This window comes from Amycolatopsis sp. NPDC003676 (assembly GCF_053587275.1).
Genome location: NZ_JBSFNS010000003.1, coordinates 81,072 through 107,233 on the forward strand (window position 1 = coordinate 81,072; position 26,162 = coordinate 107,233).

Genomic DNA, 26,162 nt, shown 5'->3' on the forward strand with positions numbered 1-26,162 from the left:
GCCCGCTTGAAGGAAGATCAGCCATGACCAAACGCGTTCTCCACGTCGTCACCAACGTCGGCCACTACGACGACCCGTCCCACGCCACTGGGCTGTGGCTCTCCGAGCTCACGCACTCCTGGCACGTATTCGACGAGGCGGGCTTCGACCAGACTCTGGTCAGCCCGGCAGGCGGCGCCTCGCCGCTCGAGCCCCGGTCGCTGAAGTTCCCCAACTACGACAAGACCGCCAAGGCCTGGCGCGCCGACCCCGCGAAGATGGACCTGCTCGCGACCACGAAGAGCCCCGGGGAGATCGACTCCGCCGACTTCGACGCCATCTACTTCACCGGCGGCCACGCCGTGATGTACGACTTCCCCGACTCCGCGGGTCTGCAGCGCATCACCCGCGAGATCTACGAGCGAGGCGGCGTCGTCTCCTCGGTCTGCCACGGCTACTGCGGACTGCTCAACACCCGGCTCTCCGACGGCTCGTACCTCATCAACGGCAAGCACATGACCGGCTTCGCCTGGCAGGAGGAGGTGCTCGCCCGCGTCGACAAGCTGGTGCCCTACAACGCCGAGGAACGCGCGAAGGAACGCGGCGCGCTCTACGAGAAGGCCAAGCTGCCGTTCGTCTCCTACGTCGTGACCGACGGCAACCTCGTCACCGGCCAGAACCCGGGCTCGGCCAAGGCCACGGCGCGAAAGGTCGTCGAAGCCATCGAGGGCCGGTCGTGGGCGCCGTGACCTGATCAGTTCTGCACTGGCGGAGTCTCCATTCGACTGGAAGCCGAAGTCGCCAGCTGCCTCGACGCTTGACACTCGGCCTTAGCGCGCGACCGCGTAACCGAAAGATCTGGGCGGCCTTCCCGCGCCCCGCCCCGTCTGTTCGACAAGACCGGCACGGACATTCCGGCGGAACGCTGCTCGACTGGTCCAGCGCCTCATTGCCCGGAACAACGGACGGTCGCGGGCGCTGAATTCCAGCCGAGTCGAGACTTGATTCCTGGACGGAAAAACACAGGAAATCCGAACGGGCAGCCGGGAGTATTGCGCGAGTGTCCACTGTGGAGCACCTGGGCCATGCGCCGCTCGGAATCGCGGGCGTCTCGGATGCGTTCTCGCGGCCGAGTCCTGGCTCGCACGGCCAGGCGTTTCGCCGCGCCGACGGCGACATCGCGACAGTCTGACAGGTGCCTGGCCAGCGGTATATCCGCTGGCCAGGCACCACCTTGAGGCCTTTTTCCGTGTGTGGTTCGCCTATTGCGGGGCGCGGATCCAGTGAGGTTTAGCCGCGGCCTGCGGCTCTGTCGCCCGGCCGCGGCCAAGCGCTCGGGGTCAGCGGTCCTTCTGCTCGGCCCACCACTTCTGCCCGGCCTCGGGCAGCGTCTGGATCGGGTCGTAGTACGGGTACTTCCGCTGCAACGCCTCCGGGTCCTCGTGCTCGATCCCGGTCCGGTAGTTCTTGGTCCAGTACGAAATCCCCAGATCGCGGTCGTACTCGGCGAGCTGGTGCACCCACCGCTTCCCGACGTAAGGAACGTCGCACACAATCCGCGGCGTGGCATACCCCGGCAGATATCCCATAATGGAATGCTGCAATTCCTGCGCCTCGTGCACGGAAACCCGCCAGTGCTCCGCATTCGGGATCATGTCGCACATGTAAAAATAGTAAGGCAAGATATTAGCCTCACCCTGCAAGGCAAAACAAAGATCCAAAAGCGCCGCCGGAGTAGCATTCACCCCGCGCATCAACACACCCTGATTCCGCACATCCCGCACCCCGACCTGCAACGCCGTCCGCGCCGCTTCCGCCACCAGCGGCGTCACCGACTGCGCATGGTTCACGTGCGTGTGAATAGCCAGGTTCACCCCACGGGCCTGCGCCGTAAGGGCGACCCGCTGCAGTCCCTCGGTCACCTTCGGCTGCAGCCAGTGCTGGGGCAGCGCCGCGAGCGCCTTCGTGGCCAGGCGGATGTCGCGCACGGTCTCGATGTCCATCAGCCGCATCAGGAAGGACTCCAGCTGCGGCCACGGCACGTTGGCCACGTCGCCGCCGGAGACGACCACGTCGCGGACGCCGGGGGTGCGCTTCAGGTAGTCGATCATGGCGTCCTGCCGGTCGACCGGCTTGAGCGCGAGCTTGTGCTTCTCGACCTGCTCGGTCGAGTTGCCGACGAGGTCCATCCGGGTGCAGTGCCCGCAGTACTGCGGGCAGGTCGAGATCATCTCGGCCAGCACCTTCGTCGGATAGCGGTGGGTGAGCCCCTCGACCACCCACATCTCGGCCTCGTGCAGCGAGTCGCGTTCGGCGTGCGGGTGGCTGGGCCACACCGGGTGCCGGTCGCTGCGCACGGGAAGCATGTAGCGGCGGATCGGGTCGGCGTAGAACGCCTCGGTGACCTTCGCCGGGTCGGTGCCCGCGTGCGGGGCCATCGTGTTGATCATCTGCGGCGGCAGCAGCATCGACATCGTGGCCATCTCGCGCTGGTCGGCGAGCAGGTCCTCGTAGAACCGCTCCTCCAGCAGATCGCCCATCAGGGCCCGCAGCTGCTTGGCGTTGCGCACGCAGTGCACGCGCTGCCACTGGGCGTCCCGCCACTCTGCTTCGGTGACGTCGTGCCAGCCGGGGAAGCGGCGCCAGTCGGGTTCTGCCAACTCTGCGCGGACGTACTCGTACGGCTGGTCGAAGGCGGCGGCAGTCGGCACAGGTTCCTGGATCGCAGTCATCTGTACTCCTAGTCGTCGGGAACGCGTGAAAATATCCTGCCATAACGTTAGTCGACCGTAAATCTTTCTGCAGGACGACCCGGTCTGCCCTGCTCGGGGGACCAGGCGGGAGACTCGGGGAGTGAACGACAGCACCACGCTCCTGCTCGGCGGCCGCGTCTACACCCCGTCCTCCCCTGACGCCACCGCGATGGCGGTCTCTGGCGGCGCCGTGGTGTGGGTCGGGCAGGACGCTCCGGCCCGCGCGCTGCACCCGGACGCCGAGGTGGTCGACCTGGGCGGGGCGTTCGTCGCGCCGGCGTTCGTGGACGCGCACGTGCACGCCACCTCCACCGGCCTGCACCTGACCGGCCTCGACCTGACCGCCGTCCGCAGCTCCGCCGACCTGCTCGCCGCGGTGCGCGGGGCCGTCGTTCCCGGGCAGGTCCTGCTCGCGCACGGCTGGGACGAGTCGTCCTGGACCGACCAGCGGCTCCCGAGCCGCGCCGAGCTCGACGCCGCGGCCGGGGACACGCCCGTCTACTTGAGCCGGGTCGACGTCCACTCCGCGCTGGTCTCGAGCGCGCTCACGAAACTCGCGCCCGGTGTCGAGGCCGCGGCGGGATGGTCCGCAGACGGACCGCTCACCCGCGCCGCCCACCACCTCGTCCGGGGAGCAGCCCGCGACGCGGTCACCCGGCCGCAGCGCCAAGCGGCCCAGCGCGCGTTCCTCGCGACGGCCGCCGCGCGCGGGATCGTGTCGGTGCACGAATGCGCGGGCCCGGACATCTCCGGCGAGGAAGACTTCGCCGACCTCCTGGCGCTGGCCAGCCCGGAACTGCCCGAGGTCGTCGGCTACTGGGGCCAGCTGAACGCCCTCGACAGCGCCCGCCGCCTGGGCGCGCACGGCGTCGCCGGAGACCTGTTCGTGGACGGGGCCCTCGGTTCGCGAACCGCGGCCCTCACCGCGCCGTATTCCGACGAGCCCGGCACCTCCGGCTCCCTCTACGCCGACGCCGCCGTCATCGCCGACCACCTCGTCGCCTGCACCGAGGCCGGGCTGCAGGCGGGTTTCCACGTCATCGGCGACGCCGCCGTCGGCGAGGTGATCGAGGGCTTCCGGCTCGCCGAGAAGCAGGTCGGCCAGCGTCCTCTCGCCGCGCGCCACCACCGGCTGGAGCACCTGGAGATGGTCACCCAGGACCAGGCGCGCGCACTCGCCGGATGGGGCGTCGTCGCGTCCGTGCAGCCGCTGTTCGACGAAGCCTGGGGCGGCGACTCCGGCATGTACGCCGAACGTCTCGGTGCCCGTGCGACAGCGCTGAACCCGTTCGCGCAGCTCGCTGCCGAAGGAGTCGTGCTCGCCTTCGGCAGCGACGCTCCGGTGACCGCGGTCGACCCGTGGGCCGCCGTACGCGCGGCCGTGCACCACCACACTCCCGAAGCGCGCCTCTCCGCCCGCGCGGCCTTCACCGCGCACACGCGTGCCGGACACCGAGCGGCGGGCGTCAACGACGGCGTCACCGGCAGCCTCGTCCCCGGCGCGCCCGCGCACTACGCGATCTGGGACGCGGCCGATCTCGTAGTCGCCACAGCCGACAGCCGCGTGCAGCGCTGGTCCACCGACCCGCGTTCGGGCGTGCCGCCGCTGCCGAGGCTGGAGCCGGGCGCGCCGCTGCCGCGCTGCCTGCGCACGGTCCGCGGCGGGACGGTCATCTACGACGAGTTCACACCGGCCGCTTAGAGTTCCGGGTGTGGCAGTGAGCGTGGCGGACGCCGATTCGGGCGTTCCGCACAAGACCAAGCGAAAGCGGGCGTGGAAGCCCTGGCTCGCGCGCGTACTGGCGACGGCGGCGACGGGTTACGGCTACTACCTCAGCTTCGCGCCGCGCCCGCTGTGGTGGCTGGCCCCGATCGCGTTCGCCGCGTTCGCGCTGGTCCTTCGTGGACGGTCGTTCCGCGGCGCGTTCGGGTACGGCTTCGTGTTCGGCATGGCGTTCTTCGTGCCGCTGCTGACCTGGCTGCAGGACTTCCTCGGCCGCGACTTCGGGCCGCTGCCGTGGCTGGCGCTGTCGTTCGCGCTGTCGCTCTACTTCGGACTCGCCGGGTGGCTGATCCGGGTCGTGGCGCGGCTGCCGCTGGCGCCGCTCTGGGGCGCTCTGGTGTTCGTCGCGCTCGAAACGCCGCGCACGTGGTTCCCGTTCGGCGGGTTCCCGTGGGGCCGCGTCGCGTTCAGCCAGCCCGAAGGCGCGTTCCTGCCGCTGGCGTCGGTCGGCGGCGCGCCGCTGGTCGGTTTCGCCGTCGTGCTCACCGGTTTCGGCCTGGCGGCGCTCATCGCCCGGCTGTGGCGCACGCGCAAAGCCTGGGACCGCGCGCTGGTCTGGCCCGCCGTGTTGGCCGTCCTTCCCGCCGCGGCCGGGCTCGCGGTGTGGCCGACGATCGGCACCGAGGCGCAGAACGGTTCGCTCACCGTCGCGTCCGTGCAGGGCAACGCGCCGGACATCGGCCTGGCCTTGCAGGGACAGCGCGGGGTGCTGCGCGCGAACGCCCTCGCCGAAAGCTCCCGGCTGCTGCAGAAGGTCCAATCAGGACAGGCGCCGAAGCCGGATCTGGTGCTGTGGCCGGAAACCTCGACCCCGCTCGACGGCGACGACCCGGGCGTCGACCAGATGCTGTCCGCCTTCGGGGTGCCCGGGATCATCGGCGCGCTCGTGCGCACGCCGGACGGGGCGGCGGAGAACTCCGCTGTCGTTTGGGATCCGAACACCGGCCCGGGACAGCGTTACGTCAAACAGGATCTGGTTCCTTTCGGCGAATACGTGCCCGCCCGCGCGATCGCGCGGCTGGTGACGCCGTTCATCGACGACACCCGCGACATGCGTCCCGGTGACGGCTCCAACGCCGCGCTGTCGGTCGCGGGGGCCAAGATCGGCGTGTTCATCTGCTACGAGTCGGCGTTCGACGGTCCCGCGCGCGACGCGACGAAGTCGGGTGGCGAACTGCTCGTCGTGCCGACGAACAACGCGTGGTACGGGCCGGGGGAGATGAGCTACCAGCAGTTGGCGATGGCGCGGCTGCGCGCGGTCGAACACGGGCGCGCGGTGGTGGTGTCGGCGGTGTCCGGGGTGAGCGCGCTGGTCGCCCCGGACGGGACGATCACCAGCTCCACCGGGCTTTTCACGGCGGATGCCCTGGTCGGGCGCGTGCCGCTGCGCACGCAGACTACGCTGTCGGATCGAATCGGTGCGTGGACGGAGTACGGACTGCTGGCGTTGGCGATCGCGGGTGTCGCCGGCGGGTTCGTGCTCCGTTTTCGCACCCGGCGCGGCACGGCGGCGCCGACGGGGACCACAGCAGGGGAAGCGGCGGGCTGACCCGCCGGATGCGGAGGAGACGGATGGCGCAGGCGCCGCGGGGGGCCGAAACGATCGAACCGGTGCTGGTGGTGATCCCGACCTACAACGAGCGGGAGAACCTCGGCCCGGTGCTGGACCGGCTCCACAAGGCACTCCCGGACGTCGACGTGCTCGTCGTCGACGACGGCAGCCCGGACGGCACCGGGGAGCTGGCCGACGAGCGCGCGGCCGCGGACAAGCGGGTGCACGTGCTGCACCGCACCGCGAAGGAAGGCCTCGGCAAGGCCTACATCGCCGGGTTCCATTGGGGGATGGAGCGCGGCTACGCGACGTTCGTGGAGATGGACGCCGACGGTTCGCACGCGCCGGAGGACCTGCCGCGCCTGCTGGACGCGGTCGGCGACGCGGACCTGTCGATCGGGTCGCGGTACGTGCCCGGCGGCAGCACGGTGAACTGGCCGCTGCGCCGGACCCTGCTCTCGCGCGGGGCGAACCTGTACTCGCGGATCGCGCTGGGCATCAAGGTGGCGGACATGACCGCGGGGTTCCGCGCGTACCGCCGTCCGGTGCTGGAGAAGCTGGCGCTGAACGAGGTCGCCTCGCACGGCTACTGCTTCCAGATCGACCTCACGCGCCGCACCGCGGACGCCGGGTTCGACATCGTCGAGGTGCCGATCACCTTCACCGACCGGGAGATCGGCGTGTCGAAGATGAGCGGCGGCATCATGTCCGAGGCGTTCTTCCGGGTCGCGGAGTGGGGCGTGCAGCGCCGCCTGGCCCAGCTGAAGAAGCTGCTGGGCCGAGGCTGACGGTTTTCTCTCGAACTGCCGCCGCGCCGGGATTCCTTGCCGCACAGAGGGAGTCCCGGCGCGGGCTCAGTTCAGGACGCGGTAGGTGAGGTGTTCGGCGCCCGGCGTCGACACCGCACCGAGCGGCTCCAGGCGCACAGGTGCGGGATTTCCCTTGGGGAACAACGAGGTTCCGTCGCCGAGGACGATCGGCGCGACGTGGATCCGCAGCACGTCCGCCAATCCGGCGTACAGGACCTGCGACGCGATCGACCCGCCGCCGCCCACGGTGACGTTCTTGCCGCCCGCGGCCGCGCGAGCCTGCTCGATCGCGCTTTCGAGTCCGTCGGTGACGAACCGGAACCGCTCGCCCAGCCGCACTTTTTCGGGCCGGGCATGGGTGACGACGAACACCGGCGGCGCGGGGATCCGGTCCTCGCCCTCGCCGTAGCCGTCCTCGTCGGCCCAGCCGTTCGGGCCGTCCACGACGTCGAACATGGCGCGGCCCATGACCACCGCTCCGGTGTCGGTGAACGACCGGTGCAGGATCTCCGAGTCGCGCGGCGTCGGGTCGGACACCCAGGCGTGCAGCGGTTCTCCACCGACGCCGAGCCCGTGGTCGGGACCGGCTCCCGGGGCGGTGACGTAGCCGTCCAGCGACATCGAGATGTCCACGACCACCCGGCTCGCCTCCGGCCGGTCCCCCTCGCGCGCGAGTTCGCCGAGCCGGTCCATCGAATCGCGGATCCCGCGCTCCATCCCGCTCGCGACCATGGCGTCGCGCGCCTCGACGCTCGGGAAGACCGACCGGGTCCGCAGCCGCGTCCGGCCGTCGAGGTCCTCGAAGGTCATGCTCTCCAGGCTGACGTTGCCCGGCGCGCCCTCGTACTCGAAGGTCTGGACGATCCGCTCGGCTCTCTGCACCGTGTGGAAGACGCCGCGGAAGACGTGTTCGCTGCCGTCGGTGTCGCGATGCACGTAGCGGTACGCGCCGCCGGAGTGCGCGTCGAACTCGAGGATGCGCATTTCGATGTCGCGCGGGCCGAGCCAGCGGGTGATCAGGTCCGGGTCGGTGTAAGCGCGGAACAGCTGCGCGGGCGTCGCGTCGAACTCGCGGACGACCTCGATGAACGGGCTGCCGGGCTGCGCGGTGATGGTGGTCGCGGTCATTTTCCTTGCTCCTTGGTCTCTTCGAGGACGCTGTCGAGGCGGCGGAATTCGCGTTCGCGGGTGAGCCGGTAGGCGTCGATCCAGCTGGTGAGTTCTTCGAGAGCGGCGGCGTTGAGGTGGCACGGGCGGCGCTGGCCGTCGCGGCTGCGCGTGATGAGCCCGGCCGCCTCCAGCACCTGGACGTGCCGCGACACGGCTTGCTTCGTCACCGGGAACGGCTCGGCCAGCTCGTTCACGGTCGCTTCGCCGCGCGACAGCCGGGCGATGAGCGCACGCCGGATCGGGTCGCCGAGCGCGGTGAACGCCCGGTCCAGCCGGTCCTCGACGTTGTCAACGGGCATCTTTATCAACCGATCTCTTTATCAAGCAGTACGTTGACAATAAGCCCGTGAAGTCGTCGGGGCAAGGGGCAATCGCGAGTCAGATTTTGCGCACCGAGGTCGTCCCGACGTCGACGGCCGCGCCGCTCGCGGCGACCGGTTTGAGCGGCGGAACCGGGTTTCCGGCCTCGTCGACGAGCACCGAGTGGTCTTCGCCGGGGGAGAAGGCGTGCCGCTCGCCCCACTGCCGGAGGGCGACGACGACGGTGAACAGGTCGCGCCCGGCCGGCGTGAGCGAGTAGACCTGCCGTTTGCCGGACTCCGCGGTCTGCCGGTCGAGGACGCCGCGCTCGACCAGGCGGCGCAGCCGGTCGGTGAGGATGTTGCGGGCGATGCCGGTGCGCTGCTGGAAGTCGGTGAACGCCCGCGCGCCGTCCATCGCGTCGCGGACGATCAGCAGGCTCCACCGGTCGCCGACGAGGTCCAGGGTGCGGGCCACCGGGCACGACGGGTCGGTCCAGGCCGGGTTCTCGCCCATGGGCGCCCCTCCTTGATGAGTTGCTCTTTGAAACTATTCTGCCGTACGGTGCGATCAGTTGCAATTCGCTACTGATTGGGGGAGTCATGGGCCTCACCACGGGCCGCCGGACGGTGTTCGCCGCGGTGTGCGCGGTCGCCGTCGCGAGCATTTACGCCGCTCAGCCGGTTCTGGCCGAAATCGGCGGAGACCTGGGCGTGCCGGACGCGGGGCTGGGCTGGATCGTCGCCGCCGGACAGCTCGGCTACCTGGCCGGACTCGCCGTGCTGGTCCCGCTCGGCGATCTCGTCGACCGGCGCAAGCTCATCGCCGGACACCTGCTGCTGACCGCCGTCGGCGCGGCACTCGCCGCAGCCGCCACTCAAACCTGGTTGCTGCTAACGGGTTTGGTGCTCGCGGGCCTGTTCGCGGTGGTCGTCCAGACGACAGTCGCCTACGCCGCCGCACTGTCCACTTCGGACGAACGCGGACGCACGCTCGGCGTCGTGACGTCCGGTGTCGTCATCGGCATCCTCGGCGCACGCGTAGCGGCCGGCGCACTGGCGGAACTGTGGGGTTGGCGCGGCGTCTACGTCGCTCTCGCGGTGCTGCTGGTGACGCTCGCCGGTCTCGTGCTGAAGACGATGCCGCCCGACCCGCGCCGCGACGGCACTACTTACCGCCAGGTCCTGACGTCGCTCGGCGGCCTGTTCCGCGAGCCGCTGTTCCTCTCGCGAGGGCTGATCGCGTTCTTCCTGTTCGCCTCGTTCGGCGCGCTGTGGAGCGGCCTGTCGCTGCGGCTCGCCGCGGACCCGTGGAACCTCAGCACCGCGCAGATCGGCCTGTTCGGTTTGGTCGGCCTGGCAGGTGCGCTCGGCGCCGCCCGCGCGGGACGTTGGGCGGACCGGGGCCGCGCGAGCCTCGTTACCGGCGGAGCGCTGGTGCTGCTGGCGGTGTCGTGGCTGGCCGTCGGGCAACCGTCGCTGTGGCTGTTGGGCGTGGGTGTGCTGGTGCTCGATTTCGCTGTGCAGGCAGTGCATGTCAGCAATCAGCACCTGCTCACCGCGGCGCACCCGGACCGCACCAGCAGCGTCATCGGCGGCTACATGATCTTCTACTCGCTCGGCTCCGCATTGGGCGCGGCCACGACTACCACCGCCTTCGCGGCCGCGGGTTGGACCGGTTCCAGCATCCTGGGCGCGGCGTTGGCCGGGTGTGCGTTCGCGGTGTGGGCGTTGGCTAAGGCCGGAGCTCGGCGGCTGTCGTTGCGAACGCCTTGACCAACGCGGTCTCCCCGGCAGCCTCCGGTGGCGGCAGGCTCGCGCCGACGCGGCCGCCTGAACCCCGCGGATGCCCGGCGGGGCAGGAAGGCGAACGCTGCGACGGGATGAGGCGGGGAGGGCCCGGTGCACGCGTGGGAAAGCAACAGCGACGGCGATCGACCTCCGCGCCGGGCGCGCGCTGCGTCCGCGGCACCTCGATGAGGCCCGCCCTTGGCACCTCGCCGAGGCTGTCCCGGCGTGCCGCGGACGCGAAACGGCCCCCGCGGGGGGAGGTCGCGGGGGCCGTTCCTGTTCGGTGGTGGGAGCCAGCTACTGGCCGAGGCTCAAGCGGACCGGCTGGTCCGGCGTCCCTTGAGCTCGGCGAGACGTTCGTTCAGCAGGTCCTCGAGCTCGGGGATGGAGCGGCGCTCCAGCAGCATGTCCCAGTGGGTCCTGGGGGGCTTGACCTTTTTTTGCTCGGGCTGCCCGCCGTCGACGATCTCGGATTCGCTGCCGTGCAGGCGGCACTCCCACACCGTCGGGATCTCGGCGTCGTCGGAGAACGGCACCTCGAACTCGTGGTTCTTGGGGCAGGAGTAGCGCACGGTACGGCGCGGAGCGAGGTCGTGATTGCGGTCGGTCTCGTAGCTGACCGCTCCCAGCCGGCTTCCACGGAGAACACGGTCGGCCATAGTGGGATTCCTTTCAGTCAGCTCCGGGTGGAGCCAGGGTGATGCTCACCCTATGCAACGAACGAGACATCCGAGGGATTCCCGGCACCCCATGTCGCTGCTCACGATGAGCTGCGTCACCCGTGGTCTTCAGCTTCCTCCAGAGGGAGTCGTTTCGCCCTCTGACGTGACGCGGATACCGCCTTCTTAGTGCGGATATCCCCCAGTCGGGCTAGTTAGGTTAGCTCTAGGACAACCGTAACTGACCGTGCTGGGCGGCAGCGGGTCCCAGATCCCCCGAGCGGAAGTGGCGACGGCACAGTACCTGATAACGGACCGTGACTGTTTCGGCATCAGACCGTGCTGAAGCTGAAGGTTCAACTACGGAGTGTTCGGTATCTGCTACCACAACGGTGTCTCCGTCACGGAGAATCACGTCGTCGCGGACCCGCGCGTTGAACCGGCCGGGCAGCCCGCACCAGCAGAGCACCTCGACCTGGACCGGCTGCAGTTCGTCGGCGAGTTCGAACAACCGGGCGGCTCCGGGGAACAGCCGGCTGCGGAAGTCGGTCGCGATCCCGAAGCAGTACACGTCGATGCCCGCCTCGTCGGCGAGTTCGGCGAGCTGGTCGACCTGGACGGGGGAGAGGAACTGCGCCTCGTCCACGATCACGTAGTCCACGTGCTGCCCGCGCGCCCACTGCTCGCGCACCAGGTCCCGGATGTCGGTGCCGGTCGCGACCTCGGTCGCCCGCCGGGCGATGCCGATCCGGCTGGTGATCTGCGGCGCGCCGGACCGGTCGTGGCGGACCAGCACGAGTCCGCGGCGGCCCTGGCGCGCGTGGTTGTGGTCGATCTGCAGCGCGAGCGTCGACTTCCCGCAGTCCATCGGGCCGTAGCAGAACTTCAGCCGTCCTCGCGCGGGACCGTTGCGCCGGGCTCCGGCGGGCGGGGCCGCGGAAAGCGCGTCGGTGGGGTCCTCGAGCACAACGTCGTCTGCAGCGGTCACGACGCCCGACCCTATCTGGGCCTCACAGCACCTCCGGCGGACGGTTGCCGGCGGCGGCGATCGCGCGCCGCACCGGCACCAGCGCGACGAACACGAACCCGAGCACGAAGAACACCACGAGCGCGACGATCGCCAGCCGGAACGACCCGGTCGCCTGCCCGACGCCGGCGAACACCAGCGGCCCGAGCCACGACGTGCCCTTCTCGCCCACGACGTAGAGCGAGTAGTACTGCGCGTCCTTCCCGGCCGGGATCATCTGGCTGAACAGCGACCTGGCCAGCGCGTTCGTCCCGCCCAGCACCAGCCCGATGCCGATCGCCACGGCGAAGAACTGCAGCGGCTGCTTCGGTTGCACGAAGTACGCCCCGCCGAGCACCACGGCCCAGAGCACGAGACTGACCAGGATCGTCCGCTTCGCGCCGAGGCGGCGCGCGAGCAGGCCGTGCAGGACGCCGCCGGCGTAGGCGAGGAACTGGATCACCAGCACCGTGATGATCAACACTTCGTCGGAGAACCGCAGCTCGTCCTTCCCGTACTGCGCCGAGACGGTGACGACGGTGTTGATGCCGTCCGCGAAGAGCAGGTAGCTGCCGAGGAAGGCGAGCGTGAGCGGGTACGCCTTCGCCTCGCCGAGCGTCTGGCGCAGCTCGCGGAATCCCGACCCCAGCACCGAAACCCCGCGCGCGGTCGCGGTCGGCACGTGGATGCGGGGGAGCCGCCGCAGGGTCGGGATGGTGAAGACGGCCCACCAGATGCCCGAAGTCAGGAAGCAGATCCGCACCGCCATGCCGGTGTCGATGCCGAGGGACTCGCGGCTGAGGTAGAAGGCGAGCTGCAGTGCGAGCGCGAGCCCGCCGCCGAGGTAGCCGAACGCCCAGCCCTTGGCCGAAACGTCGTCGCGCTCGTCCGGCGTCGCGATGTCCACCAGGAACGAGTAGTAGACGACCAGCGAACCGCCGTACCCGATGTTCGCGACGATGAACAGCGCCGCGCCCAGCTGCCAGTCCGACCCGGCCATGAAGAACATCAGCGCCGACGCCGCCGCGCCCAGCACGGCGAACCCGCCGAGGATCTTGCGCTTGTTGCGGCTGCGGTCGGCCACCGCGCCCGCGATCGGCAGCACCAGAACCTGCACCACGGTCGCCACCGACAGCAGGTAGCCCCACAGCGAACCGGCGGGGAAGTGGAGGCCGAACAGCGACACGTCGCAGTGGTTGAGCTTGTCGTCCACTCCGGACGCGTTGAGACAAGCCCTGTCCCCGTTAAGGGTGATGTTCTGCTTCGCGTCCGCCGCCGCGACGGTGCTCATGTACAGCGCGCCGAACACGGTCGTGACCGACGAATAGAACGGCGAGTTGGCCCAGTCGTAGAAGTACCAGCCCCACCGTTCCCGCTTGCTGTCCCGGGTCTCGGCCAGCGTCATCCACGGCTCCTCGTTCGGTCATGAATCTCCAGGTCGCGCCGGACATTACTGCCGGGAGGGCAACGGGTACCGCCGAAGGGGGCAAACCGTGTCCGGTTCGTCGCTTCCGGTTTCCGCCACGCCGCGCGCCGGAACGCGCGACACGCCGGGCCGGGCGTGTCGCTGCCGGGATATTCGGGCGTGTCATGTGAGACTGCTGTGCGTGTTGTGACTCTTGTGGTCCATGAGTCACGTGCTTAGTGTGCGTGGCATGACCAACCGCGTTCGCACTGCCAGACGGGCCGCCGCTCGAGCCTTGCTGCTCGTGGTCGCCGTCCTCGGCATGGAACTCGTCGTCACCGGCGCCGCCTCCGCGGACCCCCATTCGGGCACCTGGGCCAAGCTCCGCATGTGCGAGTCGAGCGGCCGCTACACGATCAACACCGGCAACGGCTACTACGGCGCCTACCAGTTCGACCTCTCCACGTGGCGCAGCGTCGGCGGCCAGGGCCGCCCGGACCAGGCCAGCCCCCGCGAGCAGGACTACCGCGCGCTGTACCTGTACCGGATGCGCGGCTGGCAGCCGTGGGAATGCGGCGGCATGCTCGGCCTGTCCAACGACGGCGACGGCCGCAGCAAGCGCGTCCCGTCCTGGGAAGAGGCCGCCTACATCGGCGGAGGCGGACTGCCGACCCCGCCCGCGCCCAAGCCGCAGCCCACCCCGCCGCCGGGACCGCCCGGCGCGACGCCCGCCTGGCCCGGCCTCGTCTACGCCTACGGCGACTGCGCCCCCGCGCTGCGCACGTTCCAGCTGCGGATGAACGCCTTCGGCTACGGCTTCAGCGGCACCGGCTGCTACTACGACAAGACCCGCACCGCGGTCCTGGACCTGCAGCGCGCCAACGGCATCAACGACTCGGGCCGGCTCGGTCCGAAGACGTGGAAGGCCGCGTGGGAAGGCAAGGCTCCGCGCTGACCCGCCCCGCTTCGGCGTAGCGCGCGGCGAGCTGCCGGAACGCTTCGGCGAGTTCGGCCGGGCCGACGACTTCGAGATCAGCGTCGACCCGGCCGAACGAAGCGGCCAGCCCGTGCCACGACCAAGCCCCGAGACTCACCCGGCACCGGTCCGGCCCGAGCGCCTCGATGACGCCGTCGGCCAGATAGCTCGCCGCCTCGGTCGCCGGGAGATGCAGGATCACCTCGCCACGGCAGGGCCACTCGCCGGACAGATCCGTACCGCGGAACTTGGCGGCCACGAACGCGGCGACGTCGGACAACCCGCGCTCGGCGAACCGCGGCCCGGTCGGCGTACGCGGCGTGATCCGGTCCGCGCGGAAAATGCGCCAGTCCTCGCGATCGAGATCCCACGCGACCAGATACCACCGCCGGCCCCACGTCACGAGATGATGCGGCTCCACGCGCCGAGGCGGCGTATCCGTTGGGGCGTAATCGAATCTGAGCACCTCACGGGCACGCACAGCGGCGCTCAACGCCACGAGCGTCTGCAGATCCGCGCTGGGGGCCGGACGCTCGACGGCAGTGAAGCTCAAGGCATCCACCCGATGCCGCAACCTCGAGGGCATCACCTGCCGCACGGTCTGCAACGCCCGCTTGGCCGCCTCCTCGATCCCCGCCCCGGTCGCCGCCTGCAACGCGATCGCCAGCGCGACGGCCTGGTCGTCGTCGAACAGCAACGGCGGAAGCTGCGCACCAGCGTCGAGCCGATAACCGCCGTCCGGACCCTTCGTCGTGACGATCGGATAACCCAGCTCCCGCAACCGGTCTACGTCGCGGCGCACCGTGCGCGGACTGACCTCCAGCCGTTCGGCCAGCAGCGCACCCGGCCAATCCCGCCGAGCCTGAAGCAACGAGAGCAGCGACAACAGCCGCGCGGAGGTCTTCGGCACGCCCTCGATCCTGCCTTGCGTAGCGGTCAGGTTCTGTCCGCTACTTCCACGCACCCCGCTCCTGCAGCACCTCGCGCAGCAGGTCGGGCCGGTCCGTCACGATGCCGTGCACACCCAGGTCCAGCAGGGTCCGCATCTGGTCCGCATCGTCGATCGTCCACGTGTGCACCTCGAACCCGCGCCGCACCGCCGACTTCACGAACGAACGGTCGACCACCGTCAACGGCCCCTGCCGCACCGGAACCTGCGCCAACCAGCCCGCCGAGAACCGGCTGATCGGCAGCAGCGGAGCCCACCCGTTCGCCCACAACAGGAACGCCGACCGCGGCCCCATCGCGGTCAGCAGCTTCGGCCCCGCCAGCCGCCGCAGCCGAGCGAGCCGGGAGTCCGAAAAGGACGCCGCCGCGACCCGGTCGATCGCCCCGGTCCGCTGCAGCGCCCGCACGAACGGGACTACCGCGCTGTCGGCCTTCACGTCGATGTTGAAAAACGCCTCCGGCAGCTCCTCGAGCAGATCCTCCAGCCGCGACAACGGCGCCCGGCCGTCGATCTTGACGTCCTTGAGCTGCGCCCAGGTCTGCGTCGCGATCGCCCCGCGCCCGTCGGTCGTCCGATCCAGCGTCGCGTCGTGATGGACAACGACCACGCCGTCCGACGTGGCGTGCACGTCCGTCTCCAGATAGCGATACCCCTCGGCCGCCGCGCGCTGGAACGCCGGCAGCGAGTTCTCCAGCCCCTCCAGGTCGCCGAGATGCCAGCCGCGGTGGGCGAAGGCACGGGGGAGCGAGTCGGCGAGGTACGGAAACGGTGGACGCATGCTTCCAGTCTGCGCCATCGGTGTGGCCCCGTCGTGAGAACGTGATGGACAGCTAGAGTCCGGCAGGTGAGGGAACTGGCCGAAACCGCTCTGACCGGCGACGAACGCGTCGTGCCGCGCCGCACGAACGCCCCGAAACACTGCGGCTGGTGCGGCCGCCGCCTGCCCGAAGCGGGCAACGTCGGACGCCGTCGCCGCTACTGCGGGCAATCCTGCCGCCAACGCGCCTACGAACGCCGGACCGCCCTGCAACGCAGCGGCCTGCCCGAGGACGCGGTCGTGCTGTCGGACACCGAGATCGCCGCGTTGCAGGACCGGCTCTTCCAGCTGCGTTGCGCCGCGGAGGACATCGTGACCGCTGCCCAGGACGGCGCGTCCGCGGGGGAGCTGCGGCAGCTCGCCGAGGAGATCGCCACGGCGGCGAAGGATCTCGAACAGCTTCGCTGAGGGTATTTTCCTGCCGTGAAAATCTCGCTCTGACCTGCTGACTATTTTCTGTTATGCCAATTGCCACAAGCGTCCTCACAGCCCTAGTGTTCCCGCCATGGACGAACCCCGAGGGCGAGGCCGGCCCCGCAAAAACCCCGCGGCCCCGGCACGCTGGACGCCCCCGGAAGGCTGGTCGCGACTTGTCGCCTGGATCTCCCCGGAGGAGAAGAAGGCGCTGAAACACGTCGCGGTCGAAGCGGACGTGTCGGTAGCGGACCTCGTCCGGTCGCTGGCGAGCGGACTGGCCGAGGGCGTCGTCAGCCATGAGGAATTACTGGGGCACGTCAGGAGAGGGAACCAAGTCATGGAGAAAATCCCCACGCTCTTCGAACGCGACGAGCGCTTCCAGGTGGTCGACCGGCCGCGCGCCGAATGCGCGTGGGTCTTCGACGGAGCCGGCGTGGGGACCGAGAAACTCGACGGCACCAACGTCCGCCTCACCGTCCGCTCCGGCCGGCTGGTCCGCGTCGAAAAGCGCCGGAACCCGAGCAAAGCCCAAAAACAGCAAGGAATCGTGGACGGCTGGTACGTCGACACCGACGAGACCTCCGCCGACGACAAGTGGATCCTCGCCGCCGCCGGGAACACCGACGTGTCGGAATGGGCCGACGGAGAGCACCCGTGCGAAGCGCTCGGGCCGCGCATCCAGGGCAACCCGCTGGCCTTGCCGGACCACCTCTGCGTGCCGTTCGACTTCCAGGCGCCCACGATGCTGGACGTCCCGCGCAGCTACCAGGGCCTGCGCGAGTTCCTGACCACGTTGGAGAGCAAGTTCTCGCCGGGCCGCCTCGCGGAAGGGATCGTGTTCCACCACCCGGACGGACGGCGGGCGAAGATCAAGCGCAAGGATTTCCCCCGGAGCACGACCGCTGCCTGAATTCGCGTTGACCTTCCAGCGGGTGGAAGGTGCAGATTGAGGGCATGGACGAGGCGACCGGCCGCTGCCCGATCGGGGAACTCGCTCGCCGGACCGGACTGTCCGCGCGGACGATCCGATTCTGGTCCGACAGCGGAGTAATACCGCCCGCGGACCGTTCCGCGGGCGGTTACCGGCTCTACAGCGCCGACGCGGTCGGCCGCCTCCAGCTGGTCAAGACGCTGCGCGAACTCGGCTTCGGCCTGGACGCGGTGCGCGAGGTACTCGACAGCAAGTCCACGCTGGCCGAAGTCGCCGCGAGCCACGTCCAGGCCCTCGAAGCCCAGATCCAGATCTTGCGGCTGAACCGCGCCGTCCTGCTCAACGCCCTCAGCCGGGACAACAAGACCGAAGGACTGGCCCTGATGCACGAACTCGCCCGATTGTCCGCTCGCGAACGGCACCAGCTCATCGACGGCTTCGTCGACAAGATCTTCGCCGGAGTCGACGACCCGGACGCTCTGGTCATCGCCGAATTCATGCGGGAGATGCCGCCGCAGTTGCCCGACGACCCGACTTCCGCTCAAGTGGACGCATGGATAGAGCTGGCCGAACTCGTCTCCGACGACGACTTCCAGCACACCATGCGGCAGATGGTGCTCTACGGCGAATCCGGCCACCGCATCGACTTCGGCCTCAACGTCCGGCCGTTGATCCTCGAACACGCTGGTCCCGCGGTGGAGAAGGGGATCGCACCGGAATCTGAGGCCGGTCAGGCGATCCTCGACCGCATCGTGCCCGCTGACTTCGACGCGAGTGGCCTGCTCGACTGGCTTGATCTGGTCGCCGAACCGCGCGTCGAACGCTACTGGGAGCTGCTGAGCCTGCTCGACAATCGCCCGCCGGGACCGCGCGGTGTGCCCGCTTTCGCGTGGCTCGCGGCCGCCTTGCGCGCACACCGATAACCGGTGTGGCTGAACAGGACGGCCGAAACTCCTGTTCAGCCACACCGAGCACAGGGGAGAGGCTGACGGTGGTCGCCCGCGCGGCCAGCGGCGCGTTGACGCGGCCGAGCGCCAGCATCCACCCGACCCGTTGCCGACGGGTTCGCTGGAACCCGGGCCCGGATCGCCTGTGGCGCATAGCTTGCCCGCGCCGTAAGCCGCGCGAACTCCGGCTTACGACTGCGGAAGTTCCGCCGCCCGCGCCAAATTCTCCAGCGACGCCGTCAAATTGTCCGTAGTCATGGACCGGGCACGGGTGTTGCGCATCGTGTCGTCGGGGTCCAGTTCGGTCCAGTCGTAGGTGTGCGTCACCTCCGTCCGCGTGGCGCTGAGCGGCTTCAGCTCCCAGCGCCACAAATGCCCCGGCGGTTCCTTGCCCGGCTCCGACGGACGCCACGCCACCCGGCGCGCCTCCTCGAACTCCACGATGCGGTTCTCCCGGAGCCAGCCGTTCGTGAGGGTCGTCGTGAACACCTCGCCGACCGCGCGGACACGCTGGCCCGGCTTCGCCTCGGCCAGGTTGTCGTTGCCGTCCCAGCTCGGCTGCTGCGCCGGATCGGCGATCAGCTCGAAAATCCGCTCCGCCGGTGCCTCGATTTCACGGCTGGCGCGCACGACGCGCGAAGGTTCGTCAGTCACGCACTCATGCAATCACATCGGCCTCCCGCGCAGTGCCCGCTCGAGAAGACTCCTCCCGGGCCAACCCGTTGAGCGCCCGATAAGTACGGTTGCTCGCCGCGGCGGCTCGCTGTTCCCGGCCGGTCGCCTCGATGTAGTTCTGACTCGTCGCGAGGCTCGCGTGGCCCAGCAGCGACATGATCTCCGACGCGGTCGCACCGTCCTCGGCCAGCCGCGTGGCGAAGGTGTGCCGCAGCGCGTGGAGATTCGCGCCCGTCGGCACCCGGTCGTGCAAACCCGCCCACCGATAACACGACTTCACCAGATACTCCAGCGCACCGCGGCCGATCGGGTTGCCCGCCCGGTCCCGCAGCAACGGCTCGTTGGACGAAAACCGTTGCCGGGGAAAGCGTCGACGGCACGAAGCCTGGTAGTCCTCGATCAGTTTCGCCATCGCCGGCTGCACCGGGATCGACCGGTCCCGGCTGCCCTTGCCGTGGACGTGCAGCCTCAGCTCACCGTCTCGCCCGACGACCGACCGCGGCGTGAGCGCGCGCATTTCCGCTGCCCGCAGTCCCGCGACCAGCCCGAGCGCCAGAACCAGCACATCCCGCTCCGGCCAAGGATCCCGCGCTCGGCGGGCCCCGTCGGCCGCCGCGGTGAGCAGTTGCTCGGGAGTTTCCTCGCCGCGCAACGGTTTCGGAGTGAGCGGGGGAGTCTTGGGCCGCGCGACGGCTCCCATCGGATTGCCCGGGAGCAGCCCGTCGGACACGCAGAAGGTAAGGAACTGGTTCCACGTCGACCACGCGCGCAACACCGAACTTTTCGCGTGGTTGTCGGCAAACGCGCCGAAGGCAGCCCGCAGCACCGGCGCTGTCAGCTCTTCGACGTCCGCCTCGTCCCGACCCAGCTCAGCCAGCAGGAGAGCGGTGATCCCGGCGAGATCGCGCCGATAAGCGGCAGTGGTGTGCGGCGAGTCCTTGCGCGGCCGCCGTGCCGCGAAGAACGCTTGCTGTGCCTCGGAAACGAGCATAGTGATCTTGTACCGCACAGCACCGACAATTTCGACGCTGCTTCGACACTACCTGCTGTCCGATATATGATGCATAATAGCGATTATGCATGAAACATGGCCGCGGAAGGGGTTCGGCAAGGCTTGAGAAGGGGTCGGATCCCCTTGGGGGACAGCACTTCTCGGTCAACCCGCTCGCGCCCGAATGCTCCCTGTGCGGGGCGAAAAGTCAGTGTTCACGGGTGCTTCAGTGCGGTCGCTGGATGCGGTCTGCGACGCGTTCATCTGGTCGAGTGGATCTTCAGGCCGCCTGAGCCAGCCTCGGCGCGTTCGAGAAAGTTGTTGCGCTCCAACCTCAACGTCCAGTCAGTCGTGCTTAATTCGTCACGGTGACGAATTAAGCACGACTGTACGGCGGATCCCGTCGGGGATCCCAGGCTCTTTCGCCGAGATGATGCCTGAGGCTCCGCAGGAACTTGGCCCGGGCGTCCATGTACGACGAGAGACAAGTCAGCCGACGCTCGGCGAGCTCAGGAACGCTCCAGAGGGCGCGTGTGGAGACAAGTCGTGCGACAGCATCCGGAATCCCTGGAGAAACCCCTCCTCAGCACGCTGATCAGCAGGTCACCAAAACGCCGATAATGTACATTATGTCAAGTAAGCGACCTGGTGCGCTGCCCCGTCCGCCGAAACCGGTCACCACACCAGCGGACCGTCGATGTCCACGTACATGCCGGTCGGTCCGTCCGTTCCCACCTGGGCCATCCGAACGATGATCTCCGCGCCTTCCTCAACGGACTGTCCGCCGCGACGTCCGTTGATGTCGGTGCTCGTGTAGCCGGGTTCGACGGCGTTGATCCGAATCTCCGGGAACGCCTTCGCGTACTGCACGGTCACCATGTTCACCGCAGCCTTCGAGGCCGGGTACGCCACGCCGCGGTACGCGTGCTGATGCGTCTCCTCGTCCGTCATCCTGCCCAGCGACCCCAGCGCGCTGCTGACGTTCACCACCACCGGCGCGGACGAACGTCGCAGGAGCGGCAGGAACGCGTGAAGCACCCGCACGACGCCGAAGACGTTGGTGTCGAACGTTTCCCGCATCAGGTCGGCAGTCACATCCGGGGCACCGACCGGTTGCCCATCGCTGCCCAGTTCGATGGCGATGCCTGCGTTGTTGACGAGGACGTCCAGTCCCCCGTCGGCCTCGACGGTTTTCGCCGCGGCGAGGACTGACGCGTCGTCGGTGACGTCGAGCTGAACGGTTCGCGCACCGAGCTCCGATGCGGCCCGTTGGCCTCGGGCGGCATCGCGCGCGCCGAGGTAGACGGTGTGTCCGGCGGCAACCAAGCGGCGGGCGGTTTCGTAGCCGAGTCCTTTGGTAGCACCGGTAATGAGCGTTGTGGTCATGGCCGCGAAGGTAGGTGCTGGAGCGCGGACCAGGTCAAGGATCGGTGGCAGAATGGGTAAATGCCGCTGCCGGAGCCGACGACGCACGACTGGTCCCGTGATCACGATCCTGAGCACCTGCGGTTGATCCGCGAGAACCCCGATCGGTACGCGCCGACCGGAATGTGTCACCTGATTCTCGAGGTGCTCGCCTACGCCGCGGACGAGGCGGAGGATCTGGGCGCGGGCCGGGCGGTCGTCGAATTTCACCCGGACGGTTCGGTGTCGGTCTCGGACGACGGTCGCGGGACGCAGATGGCGATCGGCGATGACGGGCGGCCGGTGCGGAAGCCGGTGATGGCGACGAAAGACTTCCGGTACTTCGATTCTCCGCCCGCCACTCCCCTCCCGGACGGGCATCCGCGGTACGGGATGTCGGTCGTCGCGGCGTTGAGCGAGTGGCTGGTGCACACGAATCGCCGTTCAGAAGGCGCGTGGACGCAGCGGTATCACCACGGTGTCCCGGCTGACGATCTCGTTGCGGTGCCTGCGGACGGCACTACCGGGACGACGGTTCGTTTCCTTCCCGCCGCCGGTCTCGAAGACGGTGTCTCCGCCGAGTCGCTGCGGCCGTTGGCGGAGCGACTCGGCGGGGTGCTGGTGGTCGAGGTCTAGCCCACTCCCCTGGGCGGTCCTTGGCTGATGCGGCGCAGGGTGGGTTCGAGGCGGTCGAGGTCGCTGGTGGTGATGAGCTGCCGTTCGTCCCACCAGGTCGCGCCGGCTTCGGCGAGCGGGGCGATCAGGTCGCGGGCCTGGGCCGGGTCGCCTGGGGTGGCGCCGCCGACGACGAATTCGAACTTCTCCCCCGCGCCGTGTTTTCGGGCGTAGGACACGACATCGCGGACGTCTTCCGCTGCCGGGACGACGCCGTGGGTGGCGTTTTTGAACAGCGGGGCGATGCCGTCCCAGCGGGCGGCGCGGCGGACCGGCCGGCGGTTGGGCCACACGGCGGCGAGCCAGACGGGCGGGCGCGGCTGTTGGACAGTGGCGGGCAGGAGGGTGACGTCGCGGGCTTGGTAGTGCTTGCCGTCGTGGTTGACGGGGTTTCCGGACCAATACTGGTCGAGGAGGCCGAGACTCTCGTCGAGATGCTCGGCCAGCAGGACCGGGTCGGTGGGCTCGCCGAAGCTGCCGAATTCGTCCTGGATCGGTCCGCCGAGGCCGGCGCCGAAGATGACGCGTCCGCCGCTGAGTGCGTCGAGGGTGGCGACCTGGCGGGCGAGGTGCTCAGGACGGCGGCGGGGCACTGCGGTGACCAGGGTGCCGAGCTTGAGGGTGGAGGTCGCGAGCGCGGCGGCGGTCAGCAGCATCCAGGGATCGCCGAACGACGTGCTGCGGCGTTCTTCCTTGTCGTGGACGACGTGGTCCCAGAGGAACAGCGCGTCCCAGCCTTCTTGTTCGGCGGCTGCCGCCACTCTCGCCACGGTCCGGGCGTCGGCGAAATCGCCGAAGTTCGGGATGTTGATCGAGAAGCGCATGCGAGGCATGGTCCCGGCGAGAGGCTTGGCGTGGCAAGCGATTATGCGCAGGTCCCCGCTTCCTCTGCGGCACGGGCCGCGTCGTGCTTGGTTCGGGCTACCGTGCTGATCGCGACGAGCGCGACGATCCCCACGACGCCCGCGAAGGTGATCGCTGACGGGGTGAGCCGCTGGTCGGGCAGCTGCAGGAAGAACGCGAACAGCGGCGAGAGCGTGAGCAGGACCGACGCGGTGATCGGCTCCGTGTGTTTGATGCCGACCTGCAGCAGGTACAGCGGCACCGCGACGCCGACGACCGCGATCATCAGGGACGGGAGGAACGCCGTCCCCACGCCGGGATGGTCGTTGAGCGCGACCAGCGTCCAGGTCACGGCCAGCATCAGGAAGAACCGCACCGCGAGCACCGACTGCGGTTTCAGGTTCGCCTCGCTGAGCCGTTTGGAGTAGATCACGTTCGTCACCGAGCCCAGTCCGGTGAGGAGGGTGAGCGCGATGCCGATCGCGGTGTCCGCGGCGGACTGTTCGCCCACCGCGCTGTGTCCGGTGAACGATCCCCAGACCAGCATCGCGATCATCACGCCGATGAACAGCGAGACGACGACCTCGGTGCGCAGCACCTTCGTCCCCGGCCGCAGTACCGGGCCGACCAGGACGGTCAGCAGCGGGCCGAGCGCGAGCCCCACGACGTTCACGATCGCCGGTTCCAGGAATTTGAGCGCGTACAGCATCGACAGCCATGTCACGGCGGTCGTCACGTTGATCATGATCACGTCGTAGCGGTGGTCGCGCAGCGGCCGCAGCGCTGCCGCCGGGCCGCGTCGGATCATGTCGCCGCCGAGGAAGAACACGGCGGCGAGCGTGAACGAGATGGCCGCGACTGTCGCAGGGTCGTGCGCTTGAAGCTGGTTGCCCGCGAAGACGTCGAGGGCGGCGGTGAGGAACGCGAAGCCGGTCAGGGGCACGAGCCCCTGGGCCAGCCGCGTTCGGGGAGTTTCGGGCACGGCAGGATCCCCCAGGACTGCGAAGTATTCGGTCACCGGAAAGTGTCCAGGGCCTGGCAAGCCGATTAGCGAAGCGACCGTTGACGCAAGTTGTGAATCGGTGGTTCACTTCTTGCCGTGGCTTACCGCAGAACGCCCAAAGTCCAGGAGCGGCTCGACGCGCTCCGGGACAGCATCCTCGACGCCACCGTGCAGCAACTGGCCGAGCACGGCTACTCGGGCTGTTCGGTAGCCGCTGTCGCCGAGCGGGCGGGCGTCGCGGTCGGCACGGTGTACCGGCACTTCCCCACCAAGGCCGACCTGGTCGTGCGGGTCTTCCGGCAGGTCGTCTCCCGCGAGGTCGAGGCGGTGCGTTCAGCGGCAGCTGGACCGGCCGATCCGGTCGCGCGCGTCGTGGCCGTGTTCGAGACGTTCGCGGTGCGGGCGTTGAAGGCACCGCGGCTGGCGTATGCGCTGCTGGCGGAGCCGGTGGACGCGGTGATCGATGCCGAGCGGCTCGAGTTCCGGCGGGTGTTCCGGGACGTCGTGGCGGAGCACGTCGCCGAAGGCGTACGGACCGGGGTGTTGCCAGCGCAGGACGCGGCGGTGAGCGCGGCGGCGTTGGTGGGCGCCGCGGCGGAAGTCTTGATCGGCCCGCTGACCAGCGGCGGGTCGGCGGAGGTCAGCGAGTTGAGCACGTTCGTCGTGCGGTCACTGGGAGGTTCGGATGCCCGCAACGCATGAGGTCGTCAATCAGGTTCCGCCGCTGGAGCACGACACCGCCGCCGATCCGGCGCTGGCGGAGGCGGTCGGGCGCACGGAGGCGTCGTGGGTCGTCGACGAACTCCACGAGCTGGGGCGGCTGGCGGGCAGCGAGCAGGTTCAGGAGTGGAGCCGGCTGGTCAACGAAAACGAGCCGGTGCTGCGCACGCACGACCGGTTCGGCCACCGGATCGACGAGGTCGAGTTCCATCCGCACTGGCACGACCTGATGAACGTCGCGGTGTCGCACGGGCTGCAGGCCGCTCCGTGGCGGGACGAGCGGCCGGGCGCGCACGCGGCGCGGGCGGCGAAGTTCTACGTCTGGAGCCAGTCCGAGGCCGGGCACACCTGCCCGATTTCCATGACGTACGCGGCGGTTCCGGCGTTGCGCGCGAATCCCGAGCTGACCGAGAAGTACGAGCCGCTGCTGGCGTCGACCGAGTACGACTTCGGGTTGCGCGAGCCGAGCGCGAAACGCGGCCTGATCGCGGGCATGTCGATGACCGAGAAGCAGGGCGGTTCGGACGTCCGCGCGAACACCACCGCGGCGCGGCCCGCGGGCGACGGGACTTACCGGCTGGTCGGGCACAAGTGGTTCACGAGCGCGCCGATGTCGGACATGTTCCTCACGCTCGCGCAGGCCCCCGGCGGGCTGTCGTGCTTCCTGCTCCCCCGGGTTCTCCCGGACGGCAGCCGGAACCCGATCCGGTTGCAGCGCTTGAAGGACAAGCTCGGCAACCGGTCGAACGCGTCGTCGGAGATCGAGTACGACGACGCGGCGGGCTGGCTTGTCGGCGAGGAGGGCCGCGGGGTCCGGACGATCATCGAGATGGTCAACAACACCCGGCTCGACTGCGCGCTCGGGAGTTCGTCGGGCATGCGGCTGGGCGCGGTCCGCGCCGTGCATCACGCGACGCACCGGTACGCGTTCGGCAAGGCGCTCGTGGACCAGCCGTTGATGGCGAATGTGCTGGCAGATCTGGTGATCGAGGCGGAAGCGGCGGTGGCGGCGTCGATGCGGCTCGCGGCCGCGGGCGACCGGCGCGACGACGAGCAGGAGCAGGCGTTCCGCCGTCTCGGGCTCGCGGTGACCAAGTACTGGGTGTGCAAGCGGGCCCCGATGCACGCGGCCGAAGCGCTGGAATGCTTTGGCGGCAACGGGTATGTCGAGGAATCGGGCATGCCGCGGCTGTACCGGGAAGCTCCGCTGATGTCGATCTGGGAGGGCTCGGGCAACGTCGCGGCGCTCGACGCGTTGCGCGCGATGGGACGGCAGCCGGAGTCGGTGGCGGCGTTCTTCGCCGAGGTGGAGCAGGCGGCGGGCGAGGACGCGCGCCTCGACGACGCGGTCGACCGGCTCAAGAAGGATCTGTCCGATGTGGACGATCTGGAGTTCAGGGCGCGGCGGGTGGTCGAGTCGATGGCGTTGGTGCTGCAGGGATCGCTGCTCGTGCGGCACGCGCCGCGCGCGGTGGCGGACGCGTTCTGCGGCACGCGGTTCGGCGGCGACTGGGGCCTGGCTTTCGGCACTTTGCCCGCTGGAACCGACACTTCCGCGATCATCGCCCGCGCCCGCGTCTAGTCCGCGCGTTTCGCCGGACAGGGGGC

General features: G+C 69.4%; 27 protein-coding genes. 13 read left to right on the top strand and 14 right to left on the bottom strand.

Annotated elements, in window-relative coordinates; translation table 11 throughout:
* The first annotated feature begins 23 nt into the window (after positions 1-23).
* The gene (locus ACWDNU_RS02645) at positions 24-728 is read left to right on the top strand and encodes a type 1 glutamine amidotransferase domain-containing protein (protein ID WP_449667459.1); all 705 of its coding nucleotides are present in this window, start codon (positions 24-26) and stop codon (positions 726-728) included.
* A 311-nt stretch (positions 729-1,039) separates the two neighbouring features.
* Positions 1,040-1,171: a hypothetical protein gene (locus tag ACWDNU_RS02650; protein WP_449667460.1), complete on the top strand. Its 132-nt coding sequence runs from the start codon at positions 1,040-1,042 to the stop codon at positions 1,169-1,171.
* 148 nt (positions 1,172-1,319) lie between these two features.
* Here ACWDNU_RS02650 and ACWDNU_RS02655 read toward each other — a convergent pair whose 3' ends face one another.
* Positions 1,320-2,711 carry a KamA family radical SAM protein gene (locus ACWDNU_RS02655; protein ID WP_370937061.1) on the bottom strand — a complete coding sequence of 464 codons (1,392 nt, stop codon included), beginning with the start codon at positions 2,709-2,711 and terminating at the stop codon, positions 1,320-1,322.
* A 121-nt stretch (positions 2,712-2,832) separates the two neighbouring features.
* Between ACWDNU_RS02655 and ACWDNU_RS02660 the strand changes: the two genes are divergently transcribed.
* From ACWDNU_RS02660 to ACWDNU_RS02670, 3 genes are read left to right on the top strand one after another with little or no spacing between them, the layout of a single operon-like run.
* A complete protein-coding gene (locus tag ACWDNU_RS02660; protein ID WP_449667461.1) occupies positions 2,833-4,434 on the top strand; it encodes an amidohydrolase in 1,602 nt (533 codons plus the stop codon).
* Between the two features lie 10 nt (positions 4,435-4,444).
* The gene (lnt, locus tag ACWDNU_RS02665; protein WP_449667462.1) at positions 4,445-6,064 is read left to right on the top strand and encodes an apolipoprotein N-acyltransferase; all 1,620 of its coding nucleotides are present in this window, start codon (positions 4,445-4,447) and stop codon (positions 6,062-6,064) included.
* Between the two features lie 23 nt (positions 6,065-6,087).
* Entirely contained in the window at positions 6,088-6,855 is a 768-nt protein-coding gene (locus ACWDNU_RS02670) for a polyprenol monophosphomannose synthase (protein WP_370937058.1), read from the top strand.
* 66 nt (positions 6,856-6,921) lie between these two features.
* Here ACWDNU_RS02670 and ACWDNU_RS02675 read toward each other — a convergent pair whose 3' ends face one another.
* From ACWDNU_RS02675 to ACWDNU_RS02685, 3 genes are all read right to left on the bottom strand, one after another.
* Positions 6,922-8,004, bottom strand: a complete 1,083-nt coding sequence (locus ACWDNU_RS02675) for an SRPBCC domain-containing protein (protein ID WP_449667463.1) — start codon at positions 8,002-8,004, stop codon at positions 6,922-6,924.
* Entirely contained in the window at positions 8,001-8,345 is a 345-nt protein-coding gene (locus tag ACWDNU_RS02680; protein WP_449667464.1) for an ArsR/SmtB family transcription factor, read from the bottom strand. Before ACWDNU_RS02680 ends, ACWDNU_RS02675 begins: the two co-directional genes overlap by 4 nt.
* A gap of 79 nt (positions 8,346-8,424) precedes the next feature.
* Entirely contained in the window at positions 8,425-8,862 is a 438-nt protein-coding gene (locus ACWDNU_RS02685) for a winged helix-turn-helix transcriptional regulator (protein WP_449667465.1), read from the bottom strand.
* 86 nt (positions 8,863-8,948) lie between these two features.
* Here ACWDNU_RS02685 and ACWDNU_RS02690 point away from each other — a divergent pair, with 86 nt between their 5' ends.
* On the top strand, positions 8,949-10,121 hold the full coding sequence (locus tag ACWDNU_RS02690; protein ID WP_449667466.1) for an MFS transporter: 1,173 nt from the start codon (positions 8,949-8,951) through the stop codon (positions 10,119-10,121).
* A gap of 326 nt (positions 10,122-10,447) precedes the next feature.
* Here the strand turns inward: ACWDNU_RS02690 and ACWDNU_RS02695 are convergent, their stop codons facing one another.
* The 3 genes from ACWDNU_RS02695 to ACWDNU_RS02705 form a co-directional block, all read right to left on the bottom strand.
* Positions 10,448-10,795, bottom strand: coding sequence for an RNA polymerase-binding protein RbpA (locus ACWDNU_RS02695; RefSeq protein ID WP_009078445.1), 348 nt, complete (start codon positions 10,793-10,795; stop codon positions 10,448-10,450).
* A gap of 226 nt (positions 10,796-11,021) precedes the next feature.
* Positions 11,022-11,783 (bottom strand): thymidine kinase, encoded by a 762-nt coding sequence (locus tag ACWDNU_RS02700; protein ID WP_370937053.1) that lies wholly within the window; start codon positions 11,781-11,783, stop codon positions 11,022-11,024.
* Between the two features lie 22 nt (positions 11,784-11,805).
* On the bottom strand, positions 11,806-13,206 hold the full coding sequence (locus ACWDNU_RS02705; protein WP_449667467.1) for an MFS transporter: 1,401 nt from the start codon (positions 13,204-13,206) through the stop codon (positions 11,806-11,808).
* Between the two features lie 250 nt (positions 13,207-13,456).
* Between ACWDNU_RS02705 and ACWDNU_RS02710 the strand changes: the two genes are divergently transcribed.
* Positions 13,457-14,161 carry a transglycosylase family protein gene (locus ACWDNU_RS02710; protein WP_449667468.1) on the top strand — a complete coding sequence of 235 codons (705 nt, stop codon included), beginning with the start codon at positions 13,457-13,459 and terminating at the stop codon, positions 14,159-14,161.
* On the opposite strand, the gene ACWDNU_RS02715 is transcribed toward ACWDNU_RS02710, so the two are convergent.
* Positions 14,094-15,092, bottom strand: coding sequence for a helix-turn-helix transcriptional regulator (locus ACWDNU_RS02715; protein WP_449667469.1), 999 nt, complete (start codon positions 15,090-15,092; stop codon positions 14,094-14,096). The genes ACWDNU_RS02710 and ACWDNU_RS02715 overlap by 68 nt on opposite strands.
* Positions 15,093-15,132: 40 nt before the next feature.
* Entirely contained in the window at positions 15,133-15,909 is a 777-nt protein-coding gene (locus ACWDNU_RS02720; RefSeq protein ID WP_449667470.1) for a glycerophosphodiester phosphodiesterase family protein, read from the bottom strand.
* A 66-nt stretch (positions 15,910-15,975) separates the two neighbouring features.
* Between ACWDNU_RS02720 and ACWDNU_RS02725 the strand changes: the two genes are divergently transcribed.
* The 3 genes from ACWDNU_RS02725 to ACWDNU_RS02735 all read left to right on the top strand — a co-directional run bounded on the left by ACWDNU_RS02725 (position 15,976) and on the right by ACWDNU_RS02735 (position 18,219).
* Complete coding sequence (locus ACWDNU_RS02725) at positions 15,976-16,356, top strand: hypothetical protein (RefSeq protein WP_370937048.1); 381 nt, start codon at positions 15,976-15,978, stop codon at positions 16,354-16,356.
* 97 nt (positions 16,357-16,453) lie between these two features.
* Positions 16,454-17,275 carry a hypothetical protein gene (locus ACWDNU_RS02730; protein ID WP_449667471.1) on the top strand — a complete coding sequence of 274 codons (822 nt, stop codon included), beginning with the start codon at positions 16,454-16,456 and terminating at the stop codon, positions 17,273-17,275.
* Between the two features lie 44 nt (positions 17,276-17,319).
* Complete coding sequence (locus ACWDNU_RS02735; RefSeq protein ID WP_449667472.1) at positions 17,320-18,219, top strand: helix-turn-helix domain-containing protein; 900 nt, start codon at positions 17,320-17,322, stop codon at positions 18,217-18,219.
* 213 nt (positions 18,220-18,432) lie between these two features.
* On the opposite strand, the gene ACWDNU_RS02740 is transcribed toward ACWDNU_RS02735, so the two are convergent.
* The 3 genes from ACWDNU_RS02740 to ACWDNU_RS02750 form a co-directional block, all read right to left on the bottom strand.
* A complete protein-coding gene (locus tag ACWDNU_RS02740; RefSeq protein WP_370937046.1) occupies positions 18,433-18,897 on the bottom strand; it encodes an SRPBCC family protein in 465 nt (154 codons plus the stop codon).
* Positions 18,898-18,901: 4 nt separating this feature from the next.
* Positions 18,902-19,927 (bottom strand): tyrosine-type recombinase/integrase, encoded by a 1,026-nt coding sequence (locus tag ACWDNU_RS02745; RefSeq protein WP_370937045.1) that lies wholly within the window; start codon positions 19,925-19,927, stop codon positions 18,902-18,904.
* Positions 19,928-20,584: 657 nt separating this feature from the next.
* Positions 20,585-21,295, bottom strand: coding sequence for an SDR family NAD(P)-dependent oxidoreductase (locus ACWDNU_RS02750; RefSeq protein WP_449667473.1), 711 nt, complete (start codon positions 21,293-21,295; stop codon positions 20,585-20,587).
* 60 nt (positions 21,296-21,355) lie between these two features.
* On the opposite strand from ACWDNU_RS02750, the gene ACWDNU_RS02755 reads away from it, so the two are divergent.
* On the top strand, positions 21,356-21,949 hold the full coding sequence (locus ACWDNU_RS02755; RefSeq protein WP_449667474.1) for a hypothetical protein: 594 nt from the start codon (positions 21,356-21,358) through the stop codon (positions 21,947-21,949).
* Here the strand turns inward: ACWDNU_RS02755 and ACWDNU_RS02760 are convergent.
* Together ACWDNU_RS02760 and ACWDNU_RS02765 are read right to left on the bottom strand one after the other, a co-directional pair.
* Positions 21,946-22,812: an LLM class flavin-dependent oxidoreductase gene (locus tag ACWDNU_RS02760; RefSeq protein WP_449667475.1), complete on the bottom strand. Its 867-nt coding sequence runs from the start codon at positions 22,810-22,812 to the stop codon at positions 21,946-21,948. The two genes, ACWDNU_RS02755 and ACWDNU_RS02760, sit on opposite strands and share 4 nt — an antisense overlap.
* A 41-nt stretch (positions 22,813-22,853) precedes the next feature.
* Complete coding sequence (locus tag ACWDNU_RS02765) at positions 22,854-23,813, bottom strand: EamA family transporter (RefSeq protein WP_449667476.1); 960 nt, start codon at positions 23,811-23,813, stop codon at positions 22,854-22,856.
* Between the two features lie 117 nt (positions 23,814-23,930).
* Here ACWDNU_RS02765 and ACWDNU_RS02770 point away from each other — a divergent pair, with 117 nt between their 5' ends.
* The gene (locus ACWDNU_RS02770; protein ID WP_449667477.1) at positions 23,931-24,536 is read left to right on the top strand and encodes a TetR/AcrR family transcriptional regulator; all 606 of its coding nucleotides are present in this window, start codon (positions 23,931-23,933) and stop codon (positions 24,534-24,536) included.
* On the top strand, positions 24,520-26,136 hold the full coding sequence (locus ACWDNU_RS02775; protein WP_449667478.1) for an acyl-CoA dehydrogenase family protein: 1,617 nt from the start codon (positions 24,520-24,522) through the stop codon (positions 26,134-26,136). Before ACWDNU_RS02770 ends, ACWDNU_RS02775 begins: the two co-directional genes overlap by 17 nt.
* Positions 26,137-26,162 lie beyond the last annotated feature (26 nt).

What these genes read in the sequence shown, in the direction of transcription:
- ACWDNU_RS02645 (WP_449667459.1), top strand. Translation starts at nt 24, where the DNA reads ATGACCAAACGCGTTCTCCACGTCGTCACCAACGTCGGCCACTACGAC.
- ACWDNU_RS02655 (WP_370937061.1), bottom strand. Translation starts at nt 2,711, where the DNA reads ATGACTGCGATCCAGGAACCTGTGCCGACTGCCGCCGCCTTCGACCAG.
- ACWDNU_RS02670 (WP_370937058.1), top strand. Translation starts at nt 6,088, where the DNA reads ATGGCGCAGGCGCCGCGGGGGGCCGAAACGATCGAACCGGTGCTGGTG.
- ACWDNU_RS02675 (WP_449667463.1), bottom strand. Translation starts at nt 8,004, where the DNA reads ATGACCGCGACCACCATCACCGCGCAGCCCGGCAGCCCGTTCATCGAG.
- ACWDNU_RS02680 (WP_449667464.1), bottom strand. Translation starts at nt 8,345, where the DNA reads ATGCCCGTTGACAACGTCGAGGACCGGCTGGACCGGGCGTTCACCGCG.
- ACWDNU_RS02685 (WP_449667465.1), bottom strand. Translation starts at nt 8,862, where the DNA reads ATGGGCGAGAACCCGGCCTGGACCGACCCGTCGTGCCCGGTGGCCCGC.
- ACWDNU_RS02690 (WP_449667466.1), top strand. Translation starts at nt 8,949, where the DNA reads ATGGGCCTCACCACGGGCCGCCGGACGGTGTTCGCCGCGGTGTGCGCG.
- ACWDNU_RS02695 (WP_009078445.1), bottom strand. Translation starts at nt 10,795, where the DNA reads ATGGCCGACCGTGTTCTCCGTGGAAGCCGGCTGGGAGCGGTCAGCTAC.
- ACWDNU_RS02705 (WP_449667467.1), bottom strand. Translation starts at nt 13,206, where the DNA reads ATGACGCTGGCCGAGACCCGGGACAGCAAGCGGGAACGGTGGGGCTGG.
- ACWDNU_RS02710 (WP_449667468.1), top strand. Translation starts at nt 13,457, where the DNA reads ATGACCAACCGCGTTCGCACTGCCAGACGGGCCGCCGCTCGAGCCTTG.
- ACWDNU_RS02720 (WP_449667470.1), bottom strand. Translation starts at nt 15,909, where the DNA reads ATGCGTCCACCGTTTCCGTACCTCGCCGACTCGCTCCCCCGTGCCTTC.
- ACWDNU_RS02730 (WP_449667471.1), top strand. Translation starts at nt 16,454, where the DNA reads ATGGACGAACCCCGAGGGCGAGGCCGGCCCCGCAAAAACCCCGCGGCC.
- ACWDNU_RS02735 (WP_449667472.1), top strand. Translation starts at nt 17,320, where the DNA reads ATGGACGAGGCGACCGGCCGCTGCCCGATCGGGGAACTCGCTCGCCGG.
- ACWDNU_RS02750 (WP_449667473.1), bottom strand. Translation starts at nt 21,295, where the DNA reads ATGACCACAACGCTCATTACCGGTGCTACCAAAGGACTCGGCTACGAA.
- ACWDNU_RS02755 (WP_449667474.1), top strand. Translation starts at nt 21,356, where the DNA reads ATGCCGCTGCCGGAGCCGACGACGCACGACTGGTCCCGTGATCACGAT.
- ACWDNU_RS02760 (WP_449667475.1), bottom strand. Translation starts at nt 22,812, where the DNA reads ATGCGCTTCTCGATCAACATCCCGAACTTCGGCGATTTCGCCGACGCC.
- ACWDNU_RS02775 (WP_449667478.1), top strand. Translation starts at nt 24,520, where the DNA reads ATGCCCGCAACGCATGAGGTCGTCAATCAGGTTCCGCCGCTGGAGCAC.